Annotated in this window: 15 protein-coding genes; 10 read left to right on the forward strand and 5 right to left on the reverse strand. The window is 57.1% G+C overall.

Annotation, left to right across the window (positions count from 1 at the left end):
* Positions 1-2: 2 nt before the first annotated feature.
* Together HMPREF1631_RS00650 and HMPREF1631_RS00655 are read left to right on the forward strand one after the other, a co-directional pair.
* Complete coding sequence (locus HMPREF1631_RS00650) at positions 3-551, forward strand: adenine phosphoribosyltransferase (protein ID WP_034231146.1); 549 nt, start codon at positions 3-5, stop codon at positions 549-551.
* A gap of 83 nt (positions 552-634) precedes the next feature.
* On the forward strand, positions 635-2,959 hold the full coding sequence (locus HMPREF1631_RS00655; RefSeq protein WP_232215379.1) for a bifunctional (p)ppGpp synthetase/guanosine-3',5'-bis(diphosphate) 3'-pyrophosphohydrolase: 2,325 nt from the start codon (positions 635-637) through the stop codon (positions 2,957-2,959).
* A gap of 51 nt (positions 2,960-3,010) precedes the next feature.
* Here the strand turns inward: HMPREF1631_RS00655 and HMPREF1631_RS00660 are convergent, their stop codons facing one another.
* Together HMPREF1631_RS00660 and HMPREF1631_RS00665 are read right to left on the reverse strand one after the other, a co-directional pair.
* Positions 3,011-3,580: a hypothetical protein gene (locus HMPREF1631_RS00660; RefSeq protein ID WP_034231149.1), complete on the reverse strand. Its 570-nt coding sequence runs from the start codon at positions 3,578-3,580 to the stop codon at positions 3,011-3,013.
* A gap of 133 nt (positions 3,581-3,713) precedes the next feature.
* A complete protein-coding gene (locus tag HMPREF1631_RS00665; RefSeq protein WP_034231152.1) occupies positions 3,714-5,045 on the reverse strand; it encodes a DUF349 domain-containing protein in 1,332 nt (443 codons plus the stop codon).
* A gap of 113 nt (positions 5,046-5,158) precedes the next feature.
* On the opposite strand from HMPREF1631_RS00665, the gene HMPREF1631_RS00670 reads away from it, so the two are divergent.
* Positions 5,159-5,893 (forward strand): MBL fold metallo-hydrolase, encoded by a 735-nt coding sequence (locus HMPREF1631_RS00670; RefSeq protein WP_052046893.1) that lies wholly within the window; start codon positions 5,159-5,161, stop codon positions 5,891-5,893.
* An 81-nt stretch (positions 5,894-5,974) separates the two neighbouring features.
* Positions 5,975-7,297, forward strand: a complete 1,323-nt coding sequence (gene hisS / locus HMPREF1631_RS00675) for a histidine--tRNA ligase (RefSeq protein WP_034231154.1) — start codon at positions 5,975-5,977, stop codon at positions 7,295-7,297.
* A 46-nt stretch (positions 7,298-7,343) separates the two neighbouring features.
* On the opposite strand, the gene HMPREF1631_RS00680 is transcribed toward hisS, so the two are convergent.
* A complete protein-coding gene (locus tag HMPREF1631_RS00680) occupies positions 7,344-9,164 on the reverse strand; it encodes a DEAD/DEAH box helicase (protein WP_034231157.1) in 1,821 nt (606 codons plus the stop codon).
* A 153-nt stretch (positions 9,165-9,317) separates the two neighbouring features.
* A complete protein-coding gene (locus tag HMPREF1631_RS00685; protein WP_052046894.1) occupies positions 9,318-10,697 on the reverse strand; it encodes an MFS transporter in 1,380 nt (459 codons plus the stop codon).
* Between the two features lie 243 nt (positions 10,698-10,940).
* Here HMPREF1631_RS00685 and aspS point away from each other — a divergent pair, with 243 nt between their 5' ends.
* Together aspS and HMPREF1631_RS00695 are read left to right on the forward strand one after the other, a co-directional pair.
* Positions 10,941-12,716: an aspartate--tRNA ligase gene (gene aspS / locus HMPREF1631_RS00690; RefSeq protein ID WP_034231446.1), complete on the forward strand. Its 1,776-nt coding sequence runs from the start codon at positions 10,941-10,943 to the stop codon at positions 12,714-12,716.
* Between the two features lie 3 nt (positions 12,717-12,719).
* On the forward strand, positions 12,720-13,511 hold the full coding sequence (locus HMPREF1631_RS00695) for an N-acetyltransferase (protein ID WP_034231159.1): 792 nt from the start codon (positions 12,720-12,722) through the stop codon (positions 13,509-13,511).
* 44 nt (positions 13,512-13,555) lie between these two features.
* On the opposite strand, the gene HMPREF1631_RS00700 is transcribed toward HMPREF1631_RS00695, so the two are convergent.
* Complete coding sequence (locus tag HMPREF1631_RS00700; RefSeq protein WP_034231161.1) at positions 13,556-15,991, reverse strand: MMPL family transporter; 2,436 nt, start codon at positions 15,989-15,991, stop codon at positions 13,556-13,558.
* Between the two features lie 67 nt (positions 15,992-16,058).
* Here HMPREF1631_RS00700 and HMPREF1631_RS00705 point away from each other — a divergent pair, with 67 nt between their 5' ends.
* The 4 genes from HMPREF1631_RS00705 to alaS all read left to right on the forward strand — a co-directional run bounded on the left by HMPREF1631_RS00705 (position 16,059) and on the right by alaS (position 21,336).
* Positions 16,059-17,399 carry a replication-associated recombination protein A gene (locus tag HMPREF1631_RS00705; protein WP_034231448.1) on the forward strand — a complete coding sequence of 447 codons (1,341 nt, stop codon included), beginning with the start codon at positions 16,059-16,061 and terminating at the stop codon, positions 17,397-17,399.
* 119 nt (positions 17,400-17,518) lie between these two features.
* A complete protein-coding gene (gene rpsD / locus HMPREF1631_RS00710) occupies positions 17,519-18,139 on the forward strand; it encodes a 30S ribosomal protein S4 (RefSeq protein WP_034231163.1) in 621 nt (206 codons plus the stop codon).
* 89 nt (positions 18,140-18,228) lie between these two features.
* Positions 18,229-18,633, forward strand: coding sequence for a DUF948 domain-containing protein (locus HMPREF1631_RS00715; protein ID WP_052046895.1), 405 nt, complete (start codon positions 18,229-18,231; stop codon positions 18,631-18,633).
* A gap of 36 nt (positions 18,634-18,669) precedes the next feature.
* Positions 18,670-21,336, forward strand: a complete 2,667-nt coding sequence (gene alaS, locus HMPREF1631_RS00720) for an alanine--tRNA ligase (RefSeq protein WP_034231165.1) — start codon at positions 18,670-18,672, stop codon at positions 21,334-21,336.
* Positions 21,337-21,339: the final 3 nt, after the last annotated feature.

The following is a 21,339-nucleotide window of genomic DNA, read 5'->3' on the forward strand; positions in this document are numbered from 1 at the left end:
TTATGTCACAGTCATCAGTATTTCCGACGGATGTGGTGGAACTTGTTGAGAGCCATATTCGCGAAGTGGCGGATTTTCCCGCACCGGGAGTGTTGTTTCGCGATATCACTCCGTTAATCGCAGACAGGGAATCTTTTGGGGCTCTGATTGGGATGCTTGCGCAACATTACCGGGGAAAAGTTGACGCTGTTGCCGGCCTGGAATCGCGGGGTTTCATTTTGGCCGCTCCGCTTGCCGTCGGATTGGGAGTGGGAATGCTGACCGTGCGTAAGGCCGGGCGTCTGCCCGGTCCCGTGGTCGGCGTGGATTACGATTTGGAATACGGTTCGGCGCGCATGGAGCTCCAGCCCTTTACGGTTGAAGACGGAATGCGCGTGCTTGTGATCGACGATGTTTTGGCAACAGGCGGAACTGCGGGAGCGGCGGTGGATCTGATTCGCCGTGCGGGCGGAAATCCTGTGGGGATCTGCGTTCTGCTTGAGCTGTCGGATCTGGGAGGAAGAGAATATCTCGGTCCGGATATGCCCGTGGATTCGGTATTGTCGTATTAACGGACCGCGCTTCGGCAGATTTGATTTTCGGCGGATGTTTCCAAATCTCAGAAACGTCCGCCGATTATCTTTAAATATGCTAAATGACTTATAATCCGTACATGGGCGCTAACGGAAAAGAAGATTTGCCTGCCTCGGATGTTTCGGCTGCGGAGGATGGCGGGACTGTTTCCCATGCGTACCGCGGCCGGCAGATTCCGCAGCTGCTGCAGCCGGTTTTTGCGGCACTGGGCGAGAGGGAAATTTCTTCCGCGCGTCTGCTGCACGCTTTTGAGGTTGCCGATTATTGGCACAAAGGGCAAAAAAGACGCTCGGGCGAACCCTACATTATCCATCCCGTTGCGGTATGCACGATTCTTGCGGAACTGGGAATGGACGAAGAAACGCTGGTTGCCGCATTGCTGCACGACACTGTGGAAGACACCGGCTACACGCTGAGTGCGTTAAAAAAGGAATTTGGGCCGACCGTTGCCCTGCTTGTGGACGGAGTAACCAAACTCGATAAGGTGGAATTCGGCAAAGCTGCCCAGGCCGAGACGGTGCGCAAAATGGTGGTGGCAATGGCGAAGGATATCCGCGTGCTGCTGATTAAGCTGGGAGACCGGCTGCATAACGCGCGTACCTGGAAATATGTTCCCGTGCAGTCGGCGCAGCACAAGGCACGCGAGACTCTGGAGATTTATGCCCCGCTGGCGCACAGGCTGGGAATGAACTCAATTAAATGGGAATTGGAAGACCGATCGTTTAAAACACTCTACCCGGCCGTATATTCCGAAATCGAGCGGATGGTGAAAGAACGCAATCCGAAGCGTGCGGCGTACATCGAAACGGTAAAAACAATGCTTCAGCGTGAATTGGAAAAAGCTCATGTGGAATGCAGTATTTCCGGGCGTCCGAAGCATTACTATTCCATCTATCAGAAAATGATTCTGCGCGGCCGGGATTTTGAAGACATCTACGATTTAATCGGTGTGCGTGTGCTGGTAAACGAGGTTGCCGACTGCTACACGGCTCTGGGCGTGGCGAACTCGGTGTTTACGCCGATTCAGGGCAGGATCAAGGATTATATCGCATCCCCGAAATTTAATTTTTATCAGTCGATCCATACTTCCGTTTTGGGACCCGAAGGGCGCACGGTGGAGATTCAGATCCGAACCCACGATATGCACAGGCGTGCGGAATACGGGGTTGCCGCGCACTGGCGGTATAAGGAAAATCCGAATCAGGAGACCGAAACAAAAAATACCACCGCAGAGGATACGCAGCTTGAATGGCTGCGCCAGCTGGTTGACTGGCAGCGGGAAACAGCCGATTCCGCGGAATTTTTGGATTCCCTGCGCTATGAAATGTCCGGCAATCAGGTGTATGTGTTTACGCCCGCAGGCGAAGTAATGGAACTGCTGGCGGGAGCTACTCCGGTCGACTTTGCCTATGCCATTCACACAGAGGTCGGCCACCGCACGGTGGGTGCAAAAGTAAACGACCGTCTGGTAACTTTGGACCACCGCCTGGAATCGGGGGACACCGTTGAAATCATTACGGCGAAATCCGATGACGCCGGTCCGTCCCAGGGATGGATAGATTTTGTGGTTACACCCAGGGCACGGGCAAAAATAAAAGCCTGGTTTACGCGCAACCGCCGTGACGAAGCTCTTGAATTGGGCAAAGACAAGCTGGCAAAGATGATTCGGCGGAAGAACGAACCGGTGCAGCGTCTGATGTCGCACGAGACTTTGGGTGCCGTGGCGCAGGATCTGAACTGCAGCGATATTTCCGAACTGTATATCGCTTTGGGGGAGGGGAATATCTCTCCGGAAGCAGTGGTGAATCATCTGATTTCGAGTCAGGGCGGCACGGCGGGTGTTGAGGAAACGATGTCGGAAGCGGTCACTCCCACGCGGATCAGACACCGCAAAGAGGGCAATGCCAATTCCGCGGTGGTTGTTGCCGGTCTGGACGACGCCGATGTGCTGGTGAAGCTGGCACGCTGCTGTACGCCCGTTCCGCCGGACGAAATAGTCGGATTCGTGACGCGCGGAAAAGGTATCTCGGTACATCGGGCCGACTGTCCGAATGTGCAATCCCTGCGCCGCGAACCGGACCGGTTCCTCGATATTGCCTGGGACGGTCAGCCGGACGGAATCTTCCTCGTGCAGGTGCAGGTCGAGGCTTTGGACCGGCGCGGACTGCTGGCCGATGTGACCCGTGTGTTTTCCGAACACGATATTAATATGCTTTCCGGTTCGATGAATACGACGGCGGATCGGATTGCGCGCTCAAATTTCACTTTCGAGATGGCCGATCCCCGCCATCTGCAGCAGGTTTTGAAAGAGCTGCGCAAAATAGAGGGTGTTCACGACGCATATCGCGTCACCGGTTCAAAGAAGACCGGGGCAAAACGCGTATAGCTTTCTCTTTCCGCAGTGCCAAACGCGCCGCGGTGAAACCGGCGGCAGTGTCTATTTTTCGTTTACGGCGGTGTTTTCGCTTCGCACCGGCGGAAGTGTCGGTTCCATGTTGTATATCAGTTGGATTAATATCTGCCTGATGGTTCTGATGTGGGGTATGCGCGGCATTTTCTGCGCAGTGTGCAGAATTTTTCTCAGACTCGTGCCCGATTCGGTGATCCGGGGCAGAAGACTTACTCCCGTGCACAGATCGCTGCGCAGGAAATCGATGGCAGTAAGTTCCGGTCCGCTTACTTTCAGATTTTCATACGTGCACAGAAAATGCGCGGGAATGATTCTGCGCGTTGCGCTTCCGCGGTATTTCGCGTCGCTGCGGGCAACGGGAAGCGACCGCGCCAGACTTATCCGGTATATGCCTGTGTGTATCCAAAGCGCGGTATCCAAAATTGCGATGTCCCCGCTGTGTACGAGTGCGTTTACCGCATGTGCGCGAAACCCGGGAGTACCGGTCAGATTTTTCGGCACAAAGCAGCGGTTGGGAAATTCCAAATAAAATCTGCTGTTTCGGTAGTAGTTCAGTTCCGCCAAAGTCTGTGCCCTGTGAATAAAGAAACCGCTCATATCCCAACTATCGCACAGGGTGGCAAACGGCGGGGGAGTTTTCCACAGCTGCGAAAACTCCCCCGTGCGGATTTGGGCCGAAAACGGTTTCGTCGTCCCGCATCCGCATACACGCGGGGCACGGTGCGGCTTTTTACCCCTCGGTTACGGCTTTCAGCCAGGCTTTACGCGCCTCCAAAGCTTCTTCAAACTCTTTTATTTTAGCGGTTTCGCCCTGTTCCTTTGCCGTTTCGATCCGGGCTTGCAGATCCGCGATCAGCTCTTCCAGCTGCGCCGCCATTCCCGAAGCACGCTCGTCCTTTTCCGGATCGGTCGAAGCCCACTGCTCGTTTTCCGCATCGCGGATCGCGGCTTCGATTTCCCTCATCCGTCCTTCGGTGCGCGCAATATCGGCGCGCGGCACACGGCCGATACGGTCCCATTTGTCTCCGATGGCCCGAATCTGTTCTTTGGCATAGGCAACATCGTTAATCGGCAGCAGTTTCTCCGCCTCGGCCAAAAGTTCGAGTTTCTGTGTCAGATTGCCGGCGTATTCCTCGTCGATTTGCGCGTTGTAGGCTGTTCTGGCGTCAAAAAATACCTGCTGTGCGGCGCGGAAACGCTCCCAAAGACGGTCATCGTCCTTTCTTCCCGAACGTCCCGCCTTCTTCCATTCTTCCAGCAGTCTGCGGTACGCGGCCGTAGTCGCCGTCCAGTCCGTGGATGTCTGCAAATCCACGGCGCGGGCAATAATGTCTTCTTTTTGCGCCACGGTCGCCCTGCGCTGTGCCTCCAGCTCTGAAAAGTGCTGCCGGCGGTGGCGGTCAAACTTTGTGCGTGCTGCCGAAAAACGTTTCCACAGTCCGTCCTCGGTGGCACGGTCGATCCGTGCGCCGTGGCGCTGGGCATACTTCCACTGTTCAAAGATCTTTTCAAATTCCTCACGTGAATCACGCCAATGCGTTTTTTCCGGATCCCGGTTGGCGATCTCCTCGGCGTGCTCCACGAGCGCGGTGCGTTCCTGCAGGGCTTTTTCCTTCGCCGCGGCGCGTTCCCCGGAAACGGTCTGCGCACGCTTCTCTATTGCCGCCGTAAGTTCCTGCGCCCTGTTGCGCAGGGCGTCCACGTCTCCCACCACGGCGGGCTCCGTCAGTTCGTCCTGCAGCGTTTTCAGCGATTTGCGCGCTTCTTCCGGCGAAATATGTTCCACGCGCGCTTCCAGCAGATCTATCTGCGCCTTTAAGTCGAGATACCGCCGTACGTACAGTTTCAGGGCGTCTGCGTCCGTGCCGCCTGCGGCGTACTGTCCTACGATTCGTTCCCCGTCGGCCGTTTTCAGCCAGACATTATGCTCTTCGTCCACGCGTCCCCACTTTGCGGCCTGCCCGGCCGCGTTTTCGTTTTGCAAAGCGCGTGCGTTTCGCTGCGCTTCGGCGGCAGGTTTGGGCAGCGGAACCGGTTTCTTAAAATTCTGTGAGGGATTCATTTTAAGCTTTCCTTCCTGACGGGGTAGAGGTGATTACCGTACAACGGTGTAAACCGTTTTTATTCTACGCCGTTTTTCCGTTAATGTTGAAATACGCCATAGTCAGGTAGGGGATGGATATGATTCTGCTGCGTTACGCTCAGACATTTTTGGAAGCAAACACTTATTTGATTGCCGCCGACGGCGAAAAAACAGCTTTGGTTGTGGATCCCGGCGCGGGATCTAGAATTTGGGTGCGGGAAACACTGCGGGATTTGGATTTGGAATGTGCGGCGGTGCTTGTCACCCACGGACACCCCGATCACGTCTGGGACGCGGCGGCCGTGGCGGGGAACAGCCCCGTTTATGTGCCTGCGCCGGACCGGTACCGTTTTGACGATCCGGCTTCCTATCTCACCGCGGATTTTTCCAATGCGCGTCTGGCTCTTTCGCGGATGGGCGGCGGTCCGTGGCGGAAACCGGACAACGTCTGCGATGTTCCGGGAGAATCCTACGATTCGGGATTCGAAATCGTGCCGAAAATACGCATCCGCGCGGTTGCGGCTCCCGGGCATACGGAAGGGTCGGCGGTTTTCCTTTTTGCCGGGCAGTCCACGCTGAACCGGGACAATGCCATTCTGCTTACGGGAAGGGAAGAACATTTCCTGCTGACGGGCGATGTTATTTTCAACGGCGGAATCGGCCGATGCGACCTGCCGGGCGGCGACGAACAGAAAATGGCGGCTACTTTGCGTTTCCTTGTCAATGCGGTTAAACCCGAAACGTATCTGCTTCCCGGGCACGGTCCGCACACAACGATGTTTCACGAAACGCGCCATTCGCCTTTTATGCATGCTGCAATGAGCTGACACTCCGTTTCGGAGGTTAGACATTGGTTACTAAACGTATGCCGGCTGTCGGTTTTATAAAATAAATGGGAGTATAGAAATATGACAAAGATATCAGGATTTCCCGAGTGGCTTCCCGAATGCCGCATGATAGAACAGAAGTTTTTGGACACCCTGCGTTCAACGTTTGAGCTGCATGGTTTTTCCGGTATCGAAACACGTGCCGTGGAACCGGTTTCGCAGCTGCTGAGCAAAGGTGAAACGTCGAAGGAAATTTATCTGCTTTCCCGCCTGCAGGAAGCAGGCAGCGGACGCGAAGCACAGCTGGGACTGCATTTCGACCTGACTGTTCCGCTTGCCCGTTACGTGCTGGAAAATGCGGGGAAACTGGATTTCCCCTTCCGCCGCTATCAGATTCAGAAAGTGTGGCGCGGGGAGCGTCCGCAGGAGGGCAGATTCCGTGAATTTGTGCAGGCCGACGTGGATGTTGTCGGGCGGGATTCCCTGGCTTTTCATCACGAAACGGAACTGCCTTTGGTGATGGTGGATGCTTTGTCCAAACTGCCGATTCCGCGTGTGGTGATTCATGCCTCCAACCGAAAAGTTGCCCAGGGGTTCTATGAGGCCCTGGGACTGGAAGACATAGAAGAAACACTGCGGATTATGGATAAACTGGACAAAATCGGACCCGAAGCGGTTAAACAGCTGCTGCGGGAACGTGTGGGGGCAGACGAATCCCGGGCGGAAGCGGCACTGCGGCTGGCGGAAATTTCCGCTCCCGATGCGAGCTTTGCCGATCGGGTCCTGGCTCTGGGTCTGCGCAGCCCCCTGCTGGATGAGGGGCTGGAGGAACTGGTCAATCTGGTGGAACGGGCAAATGCGCTGATTCCGGGGGCGATGGTTGCCGATCTGAAAATTGCCCGCGGTTTGGATTATTACACCGGTTCCGTTTACGAGTCGGTTTTGGAAGGGCATGAAGATTTGGGTTCCGTCTGTTCCGGCGGACGCTACGATTCACTGGTTTCCGACGGGAAACAGACGTTCCCGGGTGTGGGGCTGTCGATCGGTGTTTCGCGGATTTTGGCGCGGATTATCGGTCAGGGCAAAGTTGTTCCCAGCCGGCGGGTGCCTGCCGCGGTTTTGGTTGCGGTAAATGACGAAAAAGAGCGTTTTCACGCAGAATCCACCGCCATGCGGCTGCGCCGCCGCGGAATTCCCACGGAAGTCTGCCCGAACAGCGCAAAGTTCGGCAAACAGATTAAGTATGCCGACAAACGCGGCATACCCTATGTCTGGTTTACCACGGATGAGGGCGAGCAGGTGAAAGACATCCGTTCCGGAGTGCAGGAAAATGCCGATCCGCAGACGTGGATGCCCCTGCCTGCGGATCTGCATGTGGAGTTTAGCGCGGATACCGCGGTATAAATGCGGATATGCCGATTTCGCCCCGGCTGCGGCCGGGGCGTTTTTCTCAGCGGTGTTTTTTCTTTCCGGCTTTGCGTGCGTTCAGCCGTGCCTTTTTCCGCCGGTTTTCTTTCCCGGCAGCGCGTGCTTTGCGGCGTTCTTCCCCAAACTTCGTGTCTGCCCGGTGCTTGCGGATCTCGGCTTCGCCAAAGTTTGTTTTCCGTTTTCCCGGCCCGCGGTCTTTTGAAATTCTCAGCGCACGCCCGGAGACATGTGCGCGCGAAATTTTATGCAGCGTTTTTTCATCGAGTTCTTCCTGAAACTCAACCAGGGAAAAACTGGGGAAAATATCGATGCGTCCCAGCTGCGAACCGCGGATTTTGCTCTCTGCGGTGATGGCACCCACGATCGACCCCGGAGAAATTCCGTCCCGGTGCCCGACTTCCACACGGTACATCGTTCCCCGGCCGGCAAATGTCGGTTCCGCGCCGCCGCGGGTTTTTCTGCGTTTCCCGCCTTTAGGCCCGCTGTCGAATGTTTCGGTCAGAATATCGGGCCCGTCTTCTCCCTGTGTTCCGCTGTCCCGTGCGCCCAAAGCCATCAGAGCATAGGTAAGTGTTTCCAGACTGAATTTGCCGCCCCGGGATTCAACTTCCGTAAAGTGTTCCTTCAGCACGGTTTCGTATATCGCCAGATGTCCCTTTTCCGCTCTTTCCCCCGCTTCCCGCAGCAGTTTGCGCGCCCGGTGCGCAGAGACCTGTGCGGAGGTGGGAAGCTGTATTTCCTTCGGTTTTGCGTGCGTGATTTTTTCGATTTTCCGCAGACGCGATTTTTCTTTCGGGGTGACGAAAGTCAGAGCGCAGCCGTGCCTGCCGGCGCGTCCCGTTCTGCCTATGCGGTGCACGTACGTCTCCGCTTCCCGCGGCACGTCGTAATTTACCACGAGACCGATTCTCTCCACGTCAAGACCGCGTGCGGCAACATCCGTGGCCACCAGTACATCGAGAAACCCGCTGCGCAGACGGTTTACCAGTTTTTCCCGGTCGGTCTGCGCCACATCGCCGGAAAGAGCCGCCGCATGGATTCCGCGTGCCGTAAGTTCCAGGGAAAGTTCCTCGGCGGTGGCGCGCGTGCGCACAAAAATCAGGGCCGCATCGGCATCGGTGGTTGCCAGCACACGGGAAAGCGCCCCGATCTTATGCCGCGCGGGAACCACGGCGTAAGACTGTGCGATGGTGTCTACCGTGGAAGACGGGGGAGTGACGGTGATTTCAACCGGATCGTTCAGATACGTGTCGGCCACCCGGCGGATAGCGGGAGGCATGGTTGCCGAAAACAGCGCGGAGACGCGCTGTTCGGGAAGACATTTCGCAATGGTCTCCACGTCTTCGGCGAAACCCATCCGCAGCATTTCGTCTGCTTCGTCAAGCACAAAATAGTGCACCCGGGACAGATCCAATGCGCCGCGTCCGATCAGATCCATAATCCGCCCCGGTGTGCCGACAACCACCTGGGCCCCGCGCTCCAAGGCGTTCAGCTGCGGGCCGTAGGCAGATCCGCCGTAGACGGAAACAACGTTAATTTCGGCAATTTCCGCGGAAAAAGCGGCGATCGCGTCCGCCCCCTGCAGGGCCAGTTCGCGGGTCGGGGTAAGTACCAGGGCCTGCACAAATCTGTCTGCCGGATTGAGCTGCGCCAGCATCGGCAGCGCAAATGCCGCCGTTTTTCCCGTTCCGGTCTGTGCCACGCCGACAACGTCACGGTGTGCGCTCAGCGCAGGTATGGCCTGCTCCTGGATTGGGGTGGGTGTGGAAAAACCCATTTCCGTAATGGCGGCAAGAATATATTCCGGCAGGTTTAACGCGGAAAAAGAAGTATTTTGAGGCATGAAATTCCATAATCTGATAGTTTGCGGAAACGGTCAACGCTGTCTGCGGACCCTGCTCCGGTTATCGTATCACAAGTTTCCGGGCCGGAGTGCCGGTGCGCCGATGACATCGCCGCCGCGGCGCAGGGGGATTGGGCGTACGGGCAGCGGGATTCAGCTTCGGGGGCGGATCCGCCGCGCGGTCAGCAGACCGGCTGCCATTACCGCGCAGACGAAGCCGATTGTGACGGCGAAGGCGCTGTTGCCCATCGGGGCTGCGAAAGCGTAGACAATTCCGGCGTAGGCAATCATTACGGCAGCGCCAAGCGTATCGGAGATCTGAAGCCCGGAAGAAGTTTTTCCGTGTTCGTGCATGGCAGTGAGCGCAAGGGCGTGAACCGTCATTGCCGGATATACCAGGCCGATCCCGAAGGAGGCTATCAGCCATCCGATAAAAGTGATTTCTCCCGGCACGTTCGGAATCACCCCCGGCAGCGTTAAAGCGGATCCGACAATCTGTGCCGAAGACCCGATCAGAGGCAGTGCACGCCGAATTTTTCCCTCCGGCAGCCTGCCCTGTATCCAAGATCCTATCGCCCAGGTAACCGAACCTACGGTGAGTACCAGTCCGGCGCGCGTGGGAGAAAACCCGTGCACGTTTTTCAGCATTAGGGGCAGATAAAGCTCAACCGCCAGATAGGTGCCGTTGATGATCCCCCGGTAAAACACGGTTGCCGGAACGCCCGGAGCCGCCGTAAGCGTGCGCGGGGGAAGCAGGGGGCGGATTGCTCCCAGACTCAGACAGGTGAAAAACACAATTGCCGCGAGAACAGAGAGATTAAGCTGTTTTGCGTCCATCCCCGAAAGCATCTGCAAAAGACAGGCCGCAATTCCGGAAACGGCCGCGGCAAGAATCATTTTCGGCAGCCCGGGCAGTTCCTTCCGCTCCCGGGCATCGGGGAAGCGGCGCAGCTTTGTCAGCATAAAAGGGGCGGCGGCCAGCAGCAGAATCGGCGTGACGCCGAATACCAACCGCCAGTGCAGATAGTCCACAAAAATACCGGCGATTGCCGGGCCGACCAAGGACGGAAATACCCAGGCGGCGGCGAATGCGGCGAAAAATGCGGGCTGCCGCACGGGTTCGACATGCCTTCCGATCATCACATACAGCGGCACTATCAGCATTCCGGCGCCGAGACCCTGCGTGGCCCGTCCCAAAACAAGAATTCCGATATCCGGTGCGAAAGCGGCAAAACTCAGACCGCACAGAAAAAGAACCGAGCCCGTGTATAAAACGGGTTTCGGGCCTTTGGCATCGCACCACGGGCCTGCCAGGGCCGTGGTGATCAGCTGCGTGGCAAGTACTATTCCGGAGGCAAGCGCGTAAAAATTCTCCCCGCCCAGATCTTCAACCACATATGGCATGGCCGTGGCTACTGCGACCGCCTCGAAGGCAACGAGCGAAATCATGGTTACGGAAATATATTTCAGCCAGCGCTGCAGATTTTTCGGTGCGTCGGAATGCTGCCGGCGGCCGGGACGGGTGTCGCACACGCAATTCTCCTTTTTCTGTTTTTCCGTACAGTTTCCTATGCAACCGTTTTCTTATCTTCCATGGTGAGGGGGAAAGGTATTCTTTGCAATCTGCGAAGCTGTGAGTTTTCACTCGGGCGGGCGGCTGTTTTCCCCTCCCGCGCCGGCGGGAGTAGACTTTAACCCGTGTATCGCCCCCGTCTCGGGCATACTGTAGCCCACTCGTCTCGTGGGTGAATTTCCACAATCGAAATGAGGATTAAATTGCTTCGAACAAGAATGGCAGGTTCTCTGCGAAAAGCTGACGTAGGAAAAACCGTTACCCTGGCCGGGTGGGTAGACCGCCGGCGCGATCACGGAGGAATTGCTTTTATCGATCTGCGTGACGCTTCCGGAATTACCCAGATTACGATCCGCGAAGATGTTGCGCACAATCTGCGCGCGGAATTTGTGATCAAAGTTGTGGGCGTGGTCAACGAACGTCCCGACGGAAATGTGAATACCGCACTTCCCACGGGTGAAATTGAGGTTGAAGCCCGGGAAGTGGAGGTTTTGAATCCTTCGGCACCTCTTCCGTTCCAGGTTTCCGACCATGCAGACGATGCGGGCCAGGTCAACGAAGAAACCCGTCTGAAGTACCGCTATCTGGATCTGCGCCGTTCGTACGAGCAAAAGGCAATCCGTCTGCGCGCCAAAGTTTCCCGGGCGGCCCGGCGTGTGCTGGATGGACACGATTTTGTGGAAATTGAAACACCGACACTGATCCGTTCCACGCCCGAAGGCGCACGCGACTTTATCGTGCCGGCCCGTCTCGCACCGGGATCATGGTATGCGCTGCCGCAGTCGCCCCAGCTTTTTAAGCAGCTGCTGATGGTAGCGGGAATGGAACGCTATTACCAGATTGCCCGCTGCTACCGCGACGAGGATTTCCGTGCCGACCGCCAGCCTGAATTTACGCAGTTGGACATCGAGATGTCTTTTGTGGAGCAGGAAGACGTGATGAAGGTTTCCGAAGACGTGATTCGTGAAATCTGGGCTCTGATCGGAGCGAAAATACCCGAGAAAATTCCGCATATGCCCTTCAAAGAGGCAATGGAGCGTTTCGGTTCGGACAAGCCCGATCTGCGCTTCGGACAGGAGCTTACGGATCTTACCCAATACTTTGCGCAGACGCCGTTCCGTCTTTTCCATGCGCCGTATGTGGGAGCGGTGGTTATGCCGGGAGGTGCGTCCCAGCCCCGCCGTACCTTTGACAAATGGCAGGAATGGGCCCGGGCGCGCGGCGCAAAGGGACTTGCGTACGTAACCGTAAGCGAAGACGGCACACTGGGAGGCCCGGTATCGAAGAACATTTCGGATACCGAACGCGCAGGCCTGAGAGAAATTACGGGCGCGAAACCGGGAGACTGTATTTTCTTTGCGGCCGGCGAACCCACCGCGGCACGCGATCTTCTGGGGGCCGCGCGGCTGGAAATCGGCAGACGCTGCAATCTGATTGACGAAGATGCGTGGGCTTTCGTCTGGATTGTGGACGCGCCTCTGTTTAAGCCGGCAAAGCAGGCGGAAGCGGAAGGCGACGTGGCTGTGGCGGACGGTGCGTGGACGGCCGTGCATCACGCCTTTACCTCCCCGAAGCCCGAATGGCTGGACCGCTTTGACCGCGATCCGGGAAATGCCCTTGCCTATGCCTATGATATTGTCTGCAACGGAAATGAAATCGGCGGCGGATCTATCCGTATTCACCGCCGCGACGTGCAGGAACGTATCTTCAAGGTGATGGGTCTGAACGAAGAGCAGGCACAGGAGAAGTTTGGGTTCCTGCTGGATGCATTTAAGTTCGGCGCACCGCCGCACGGCGGTCTTGCTTTCGGCTGGGACCGGATCGTTGCCCTGCTGATGAAGGCTCCCTCAATCCGCGATGTGATTGCTTTCCCGAAGATCGGCAACGGATGGGATCCGATGACCGATGCCCCTGCGCCGATTACCGCCGCGCAGAGGAAAGAGGCGGGAGTTGACGCGGATCCCGGGAAAAAGGCGTAACCGTTGATCCGTCCGTTTTTCACATCTGAGGCGCTGACCCGTTTTTACCAATTCGCGGTGGCGCCTCAGATAACGGGAACTTCCCGTGTGCACTACCGCAGTTCCGATACGGTTATGGTATCGGGCCGGCCGGAGGGGAAAGAAGAAACATTTCTGTTTGTGCTCGGCGAAAACAGGCAGGAGCTGCACAGATATTTGGACGAATTTCGCCTGCGCGCAAAACGTCCGGACACGGTTTTGTTTGACCGGCGCATTTATGCTGCCCTGGGAGAGGAAAACAGAGAATTCTTCGGCCCGTTTTGGGGATGGAAATGGGACTTTTACTGGGCAACCGAGCCTCTTGCGCCGGCACCCGGAACCGAAAAGGTACAGTTCCTGAAAGCGGGGAGCGATCCGTGCCGCGCGGCGCTTCCCGAAATAAGAAACCTACTGGAAACGGTGATTCCCACTACCGACGCCCTGCGCGAATCCGAATCCCACGACTGGTTTGTCTACCGGCAGGATAACGGTGAAATCGCTGCCGTAATGGGCGGGCAGAAACGCGGCTGCGGCATACATTTTGCGGGCCTGGGGGCTTTGCCGAAATTTCGCGGACAGGGCTGTGCGACGGCCGTGATGACCGCGGCAGTTTCGTATTCCCTGCATATGCCGGGGATTGAGGGGATCAGTTTCGGTGCCTGGAACTGGAACACCAAGGCACAGCGGCTTTACCGCCGTTTGGGCATCCGCTGCGGGGATTGTCTGATTCACGGAGGCCGGGAACCGTTTGCGGAAGCAAATTCCGGCAGACGGTAATTTTCCGCGTATTTCCGGCCGCGCCCGGCGCCATGGCGCGAGAATCAGTGCACAATCCTGAACCTGTCGTATATTTTGCGCAAAGGCCCGGGTGCCCACCAGTTCCACTTTCCCAGCAGCGTCATCAGTGCGGGCACAAGAAGCATCCGGACCAGCGAGGCGTCAACAAATACCGTCACTGCCAGGGCAACGCCGATTTGCACAATGGGCAGCAGATCTCCGAAGCTGAATCCGATAAAGACGGCAATAATCGTAAGTGCCGCAGCGGTCACAATTCTTCCCGAGCGCTGCAGGCCTTTCTCCACCGCCGTGTTGTTGTCGCCGATCAGATCCCAGTACTCTTTGATCCGTGCCAGCAAAAATACTTCGTAGTCCATTGCCAGGCCGAATCCGAAAGCGGCCGCGCAGGCAACCACGAATGTTTCCAGGCTGTCTGACCGGGGCACGCCGAACAGTCCGTGCCGGAAAATAAAGACGGTGATCCCCATGGAAGTCACAAGAGAGAAAATATTGATCATCAGTGCTTTCAGCGGGGCGGCAAGAGATCCGGTCAGCAGAAAAAGCAGAATGAACACTGCCGAAATGATAATTCCGGCGGCGTAGGGAGCGCCTTCTTTCAGAGAGCCGATAAAATCATATTGCGTGGCCGCGGCCCCGCCGACGAAGAACCGGACGGCACTTTTTTGCGCGCGCAGGTCCTGTACTATTTTTGTTGCTTTTGCACCCACGGGGTCGGAGACTTTCGCGTACACGTTTACGATCGTGCCGTTTTGCGGTTTTTCGCCGATTTCCGCGCGTTTCACGTCCTCACGCCCGTGAAGGCCGCGGATAAAAGATTCGGCGTTTCTGCCCGGTCCGGGAACGAAAACAGATACGGTCGGAATGGCGAAAGCCGGGTAATCCCGTTCCGTTAAAGCCAGGGCCCGGTGCACTTCGCTGTCTTTGGGTGCGTATTCGGTGAAATTGGAGCGCATGGCCATATCCCGGATAGGCATGGCGGCCACGAACATCACCGCCGCCACCGCAATCAGAACTTTCCACGGACGGCGGTGTACCCATGCCGCAAGTTTGGAAAACATTCCGTATTCCCCGGTTGCGTCGCCCAGAATCCGGAAAAGCACGCGGATGCCGCGGATCCGCACAAGACGGGAAGGGCGGATCAGCTTTTTGCCGAAAATGCATATCAGCGCGGGAACCAATGTGACTGCGGTAAATACGGCAAAGAGGGTGACAAGCATTCCTCCGAGGGCGATCATTTTCAGCATCGGAGCCTTCATCACAAACAGCCCCGCAATGGAGCAGGCAATCGTGAGCGCGGAAAAAGATACGGTTCTCCCGGCCGTGCGCACGGTTTCGGTAACGGCACGGCGGATGGCCTTGTCCGTGACGTGCGCGGGGGAAGACCCAAAATCGGTGCCGGAATCCGAAACACCCGAAATCTCTTCACGAAAACGCGACACAACCAGCAGTCCGTAATCAATGGACAGGGCAAGACCGATGATCGTAATAATGTTAAGCAGGAAAGAATCGACGTTGGCACAGAAAGTGACGGCCCAGACCGCGCCCATCGACAGCCCGATCGCGCTCAGTGCCGATACCAGGGGCAGACCTGCCGCCAACAGTCCGCCGAAAACAATCACAAGAAGAACAAGTGCCACCGGCAGACCTACTATTTCGCCGCGTACCAGGTCTGTGGCGGTCCGGTCCATGAGCGTTTGGCGCAGCAGGGACGGAGAGAGGGCGCTGACGGTCACGGAAGCATTTTTCTTCCGCGCGCAGGTTTTGAAATCCGAAATAAGCGCGGCGAGCCGTTTGCTTTGGGCAGCCTCGTGCCCTGTTTTCATTTTAATTACGGTGGCAAACCCGGAATGCGACCGAAGTGCGGCGGCCGGATTTTTCAGGGAGGCTGTTTTTTCCGCGGCCTGTTTTTCCGCTTCGGACAGAATTTTTTCTTTCGCCTTTGCCGCGGTTTGCGAAGCAATTTGCTGTTTCACGGCTTCGCGTGCTTTGGGGTCGGCGATGGCCGCAATTTCCGTATGTCTGCCCAATTCCTGCGCCACGGCCGCGTCGATTTGCGGTTTCGCGGCATTTACGGCCGCTTCGCCGGCTTTTCGTTTTTGCTCTTCGACGTTGCGCCAAAATGCGGCATCGACGGTGAGCGGGTCGGAAAAAGAGGCCACAGTGCGCAGTGCGCGTGCTTTTTTGCCGAAATTTTCGAGTTCGCCGCGCAGTTCCCCGGGTTTTGCGTGTTCGGTTATCAGGATGAGGGTTTCTCCGTCGGTTTTTGCCGACTGTGCCTGCGCAACGCGGTCGGAATCCGAACCGGGAACCATGGATTCCCCGGATTTAAGACGTTGGAAAATATTTCCCCCGCCAAATCCGCCCAGGGCGGCGGTCAGCCCGGCAACGACGAAAATAACCCAGACAAGGATGAATATCCGTGGACGCTCTGCGACATGTTTTCCCAGATAATCAAACATATTTCAATATTAGCGCAGTTTGTGCCCCGTGTTCCGTGTTCCGCTGAGAGCCGATACAATAAAAAACGTGGATTTATTTTCGGATTCGGCTCTTGCCGACAACGGTACCCCGAAGGATACCCATGCCCCGCTTGCCGTGAGAATGCGCCCGCGCACGGTCGGGGAAGTTTTGGGCCAGGACCACCTGCTGCTCCCGGGCAGGCCTTTGCGCCGGCTGATCGACGGCGAAGAGGGTGCGGCGCCCGTTTCCGTTTTCCTGTGGGGGCCGCCCGGAATCGGAAAAACCACTCTGGCTTATCTGTGCGCACAGAACACGAAGAGAAGATTTGTCGAAATTTCCGCGGTGCAGGCCGGAGTTAAAGAGCTGCGCGCGGTGATTGAATCGGCGAAGGAATCTCTGTATGTGGACGGCAGGGAAACGGTTCTGTTTATCGACGAAGTCCATCGTTTTTCAAAGACCCAGCAGGATGCGCTTCTTCCCGCAGTGGAAAACAGATGGGTGATTTTAATTGCGGCCACCACGGAAAATCCTTCCTTCTCCGTCATTTCCCCGCTGCTTTCCCGCTCGCTTCTGCTCACGCTGCACCCGCTGGAAAAGAAAGACATTATGGCGCTGCTCGACCGGGCAGTGCACGATCCGCGCGGTTTGGCAGGCAGGGCCGAGCCGGATTCCGGGGCCCTGGAGGCAATAGCGGATCTGGCGGGCAACGACGGGCGCCGGGCTCTGACGCTTTTGGAAGCCGCCGCCGCGCGTACGGCCGGCAGACTCACCGCTGCGGATGTGGAAGCCGCCGCCGACACGTATGCCGTGCGCTACGACCGGGCGGGAGATCAGCACTACAACGTAATTTCGGCGTTTATCAAATCGGTTCGGGGTTCCGATGCGGATGCCGCGCTTCATTATCTGGCACGTATGCTGGAAGCGGGGGAAGATCCGCGTTTTATTGCCCGCAGACTGATGATTTCGGCATCGGAGGATATCGGTCTGGCCGATCCGTCGGCCCTGCAGGCAGCCACCGCCGCGGCACAGGCCGTGGCGTTGGTGGGAATGCCGGAGGCACGTATCATTTTGGCCCAGGCAACCGTGCATCTGGCCACGGCTCCGAAATCAAACCGCGTGTATGTGGCCGTGAACGAGGCGATTGCGGATGTCCGGGGCGGAAAAACGGGAACCGTTCCCGTGCATCTGTGGGACAAAACGGCGAAATCCTCACAGGCTGCCGCGGCGCAGACAGGGAAAAACACAGAGTATAAATATGCGCACGACTGCCCCGGGGGAATTGCGAGGCAGCAGTATCTGCCGGATGAGATCGCCGGCAGAACCTATTACCGTCCCTCCGGGCGCGGTTATGAGGCAAAAATCACGGAATGGCTGGCAGGAATCAATAAAGCTCTGGGAAAGAAATAATGCTACAATTTTCTGGTTGCCGAATATGTGTTTTGGCATCCTGGGATCTTAGCCGCAGCGGTTGGTCCCGCAGTAAACAGTAACCGTTACTGTGCCATTTTGTCGACAGGAGAAAAATTATGGCAGGCAATCGTTCACGTAAACTTGTGCGCGAATCCCGTGCTCTGGGAATCGCCCTTACGCCGAAGGCCGAGAAATATATGCAGCGCCGTCCCTACCGTCCGGGCGAGCACGGCCGCGGCCGCGTAAAGGAATCCGATTATTCGATTCGTCTGAAGGAGAAGCAGCGTCTGCGTGCCCAGTACGGAATTCGCGAATCCCAGCTCCGCAAGGTATGGGACGAAGCGCGCAGAATGGACGGACTGGCCGGTGAAAATCTGGTCGAACTGCTTGAAATGCGTCTGGATGCGCTGGTGCTGCGTGCGGGATTTGCACGGACCATTGCCCAGGCGAGGCAGGTAGTGGTTCACCGCCATATTATGGTGGACGGCCGGCTCGTGGACCGTCCCTCTTTCCGGGTAAAGCCCGGTCAGGTGGTTCAGGTGAAGCCGCGTTCGCAGACCTCCCCGCAGTTCCTGGTGGCTGCGCAGGGTCAGCATGCCGATGTTTTGCCGGCGATGCCGGAATATCTGAAGGCAGACCTGACGAAGCTGCGCTTTGAACTGATCAGGCGTCCCAAGCGGGCGGAAGTTCCGGTCATCTGCGATGTGCAGATGGTTGTGGAACATTACTCGCGGTAATTCTTTCACTGTGGCGCGTCACTGTTTTTTCGTGGCGCGCCATTTGTTTCTCCGCACAATTTTTATACGCGATGGAGTAGACTTCTGCTATGCAGGAAATTTCTTTGGGACAGATCGCGGCTTTGGTTGCCGCGCTTGCTTTTTTGGTGCTTGTTTATTATTCAATCCGTCCGTTGCGTAAGCTGGGCAAAGTTCTCGATCGGATGGCCGAATCCCTGCGCGAGCTTACCGAGCATACGCTGCCCGCAATAGACGAGGCCGCAAACACGGTGGCGGAGGCAAACAACCAGGTGAAAAAGCTGGATGTGATCACAGAAGCTGCGGCGCGGACAAGCGAAGACATTTCGGCCATGACCACCTTGGTCACTTCCACGGTGGGTGCGCCGTTTTTGGCGGCCCGCAAGGGCGCGGAAAAAGTCAGGGACGTATTTCACAGGCGCGGTTTTGAATCCTCCGCGGGAGAAGCCAAAGACGCCACCGGGCGTAAAAATTAACAACAGAAATCATATCTATAAGGAAAAGACATAAATATGCGCAGTGCAGAAATCAGAAATCGGTGGCTGGAGTATTTTGCCCGGCACAATCATAAAATTGTGCCCAGTGTGCCGCTGGTTTCCCCCGATCCTTCCATTCTTTTCACGATCGCGGGTATGGTTCCTTTTATTCCGTATATTGTGGGGACCGAGCCGGCGCCCTATCCGCGGGTGGCTTCGGTGCAGAAATGTATTCGGACCAACGACATAGACAATGTGGGAAAAACTACGCGTCACGGCACATTTTTTCAGATGTGCGGCAATTTTTCCTTTGGCGATTATTTTAAGGAAGGCGCAATCGACCTTGCTTTCGGGCTGCTGACCTCCTCCGTTTCCGAGGGGGGATTCGGACTGGACGGCGACCGTTTGTGGGTAACGATCTGGGAAAAAGACGACGTGGCCTACGATGCGCTGACGAAGTCCGTCGGGTTGGACCCGAAACACATCGTGAAGCTGAAGAAGGAAGAAAACTTTTGGTCTACGGGGCAGCCCGGTCCGGCCGGCGGATGTGCGGAGATTCATTATGACCGCGGCCCGGCATACGGACCGGAGGCCGTGGGCGGCACTGTGGATCCGGGGGGCGACCGCTATCTGGAAATTTGGAATCTGGTGTTTGACGAGTTTCTCCGGGGAGAAGGCGAAGGAAAAGACTTCCCCCTTTTGGGCAAACTCGAGCAGACCGCCATTGATACGGGGGCGGGCCTGGAGAGAATTGCATTTTTGCTTCAGAACAAGGCAAATATGTATGAGACGGACCAGGTGTACCCGGTGATCGAAACGACCGGGGAGATCACCGGCCGAAAATACGGCAGCAGCGCCCACGACGATGTTCTCATGCGTCAGATTGCCGACCATGTGCGTTCTTCGCTGATGCTTATCGGAGACGGCGTGCGTCCGGGCAACGACGGCCGCGGTTATGTGCTGCGGCGCCTGATTAGGCGTTCCGTGCGTTCAATGCGTCTGCTCGGTTACGACGAGCCCGCGCTGAAATATCTGCTTCCTGTTTCCCGCGACGCAATGCAGGAGACGTATCCCGAGCTGGGTGCGAAATTCGCGGAAATATCCGATGTGGCATACGGCGAGGAAGATGCATTCCGCCGCACGCTTGCGGCAGGCACGCAGATTTTTGATGTTGCGGTCAGCCGGGCGAAAAAAGAGAAAACCGTTATTTCGGGTACGGAAGCCTTTACGCTGCACGATACGTACGGTTTCCCGATCGACATCACGCTGGAAATGGCCGCCGAGGCGGGCGTGAAAGTGGACGAGCAGGGTTTCAGGGACTGCATGCAGGAGCAGAAAGACCGGGCCCGCGCGGACGCTCAGGCGAAAAAGACGGGCCATGTGGACGCATCCGTCTATCATGAGCTGCAGGAGAAGTCGGGAGGCAAAACCGATTTCCTGGGATATACGGAAGCGAAAGCCGATGCCAAAACAGTTGGTATTCTGGTTGACGGAAAACCGGTTCCCGCCGTCAGCGCGCCTTGCAGAGTGGACGTTATTTTGGACCGTACTCCTTTCTGGGCGGAACAGGGCGGCCAGCTTGCCGATCAGGGAACGATAACCAATGCGGAGGGCGTGTTCATTCGCGTGGAGGACGTACAGATGCCCGTGAAAGGTCTGTTCGTGCACCGCGGAGAGCTTACCGAGGGGGAGCTGGTGTTGGATGCGCCTGTGCTGGCACAGATCGACACGGACCGGCGGGCACAGATTGCCCGGGCGCATACCGCCACGCATATGATCCACAAGGCACTGCACGAACACCTGGGCGAACAGGCAACGCAGGCAGGCTCGGAGAATTCTCCCTCCCGGGTACGTTTTGATTTCCGTCACGGCAGACAGGTTCCCGCGGATGTGTTTAACGCGATTGAAGCCCGGGTAAACGAGCGCCTGCGCGACAATCTTGAAGTTACCGACGAAATCATGGATATCGATGCCGCCCGTGCTTCCGGTGCGATGGCTCTTTTCGGCGAAAAATACGGAAAGAATGTGCGTGTGGTATCGATCGGCGGAAACTGGTCGAAAGAACTGTGCGCGGGCACGCATGTGAAGAATGTAGGGGAAATCGGACTGGTGACGCTGCTGGGGCAGTCTTCGGTCGGTTCGGGCGTGCGCAGAATAGAAGCACTCGTGGGAAAGGGTGCCTATGCGCAGAACGCGAAGGAGCGCGCCATTTTGGCACAGCTGGGCAATCTCGCCCATGTGCAGCCGCAGGAGCTCTGCGCGAATCTTGAAATGCTGATGGGGAAGCTGAAAAATGCCGAGAAAGAACTGGCCGCTCTGCGTCAGGACCGGGTAAAACAGCAGCTGGACAGGATTTTTGCGCAGCGTGAGAAGATAGGGGATCTCACGGTGATCTGCGCGGATTTGGGTGAAGTCGGCGCAGCGGACGATATTCGGATGGCGGCTGTCGAGCTGCGCAACAGGCTTGCCGCGGAATCTGCGGCGGTGGCCGTGTTCGGAGTCGTCGGTGACCGTGCCTCGGTAGCGGTTGCCACTACCGCGCCCGCACGGGAAAAGGGCATTAAGGCGGGTGCCCTGGTGTCCCGGACTGCCGCGGTTCTCGGCGGCGGCGGCGGCGGAAAACCGGATATTGCCCAGGGCGGCGGTCAGAATCCTGCCGCTATTTCCCGGGCGATGGAGCATCTGCGGGCAGCTTTGGCATAAGAT

The sequence above is a fragment of the Arcanobacterium sp. S3PF19 genome (genome assembly GCF_000758825.1).
Taxonomy (GTDB): Bacteria; Actinomycetota; Actinomycetes; order Actinomycetales; family Actinomycetaceae; genus Arcanobacterium_A.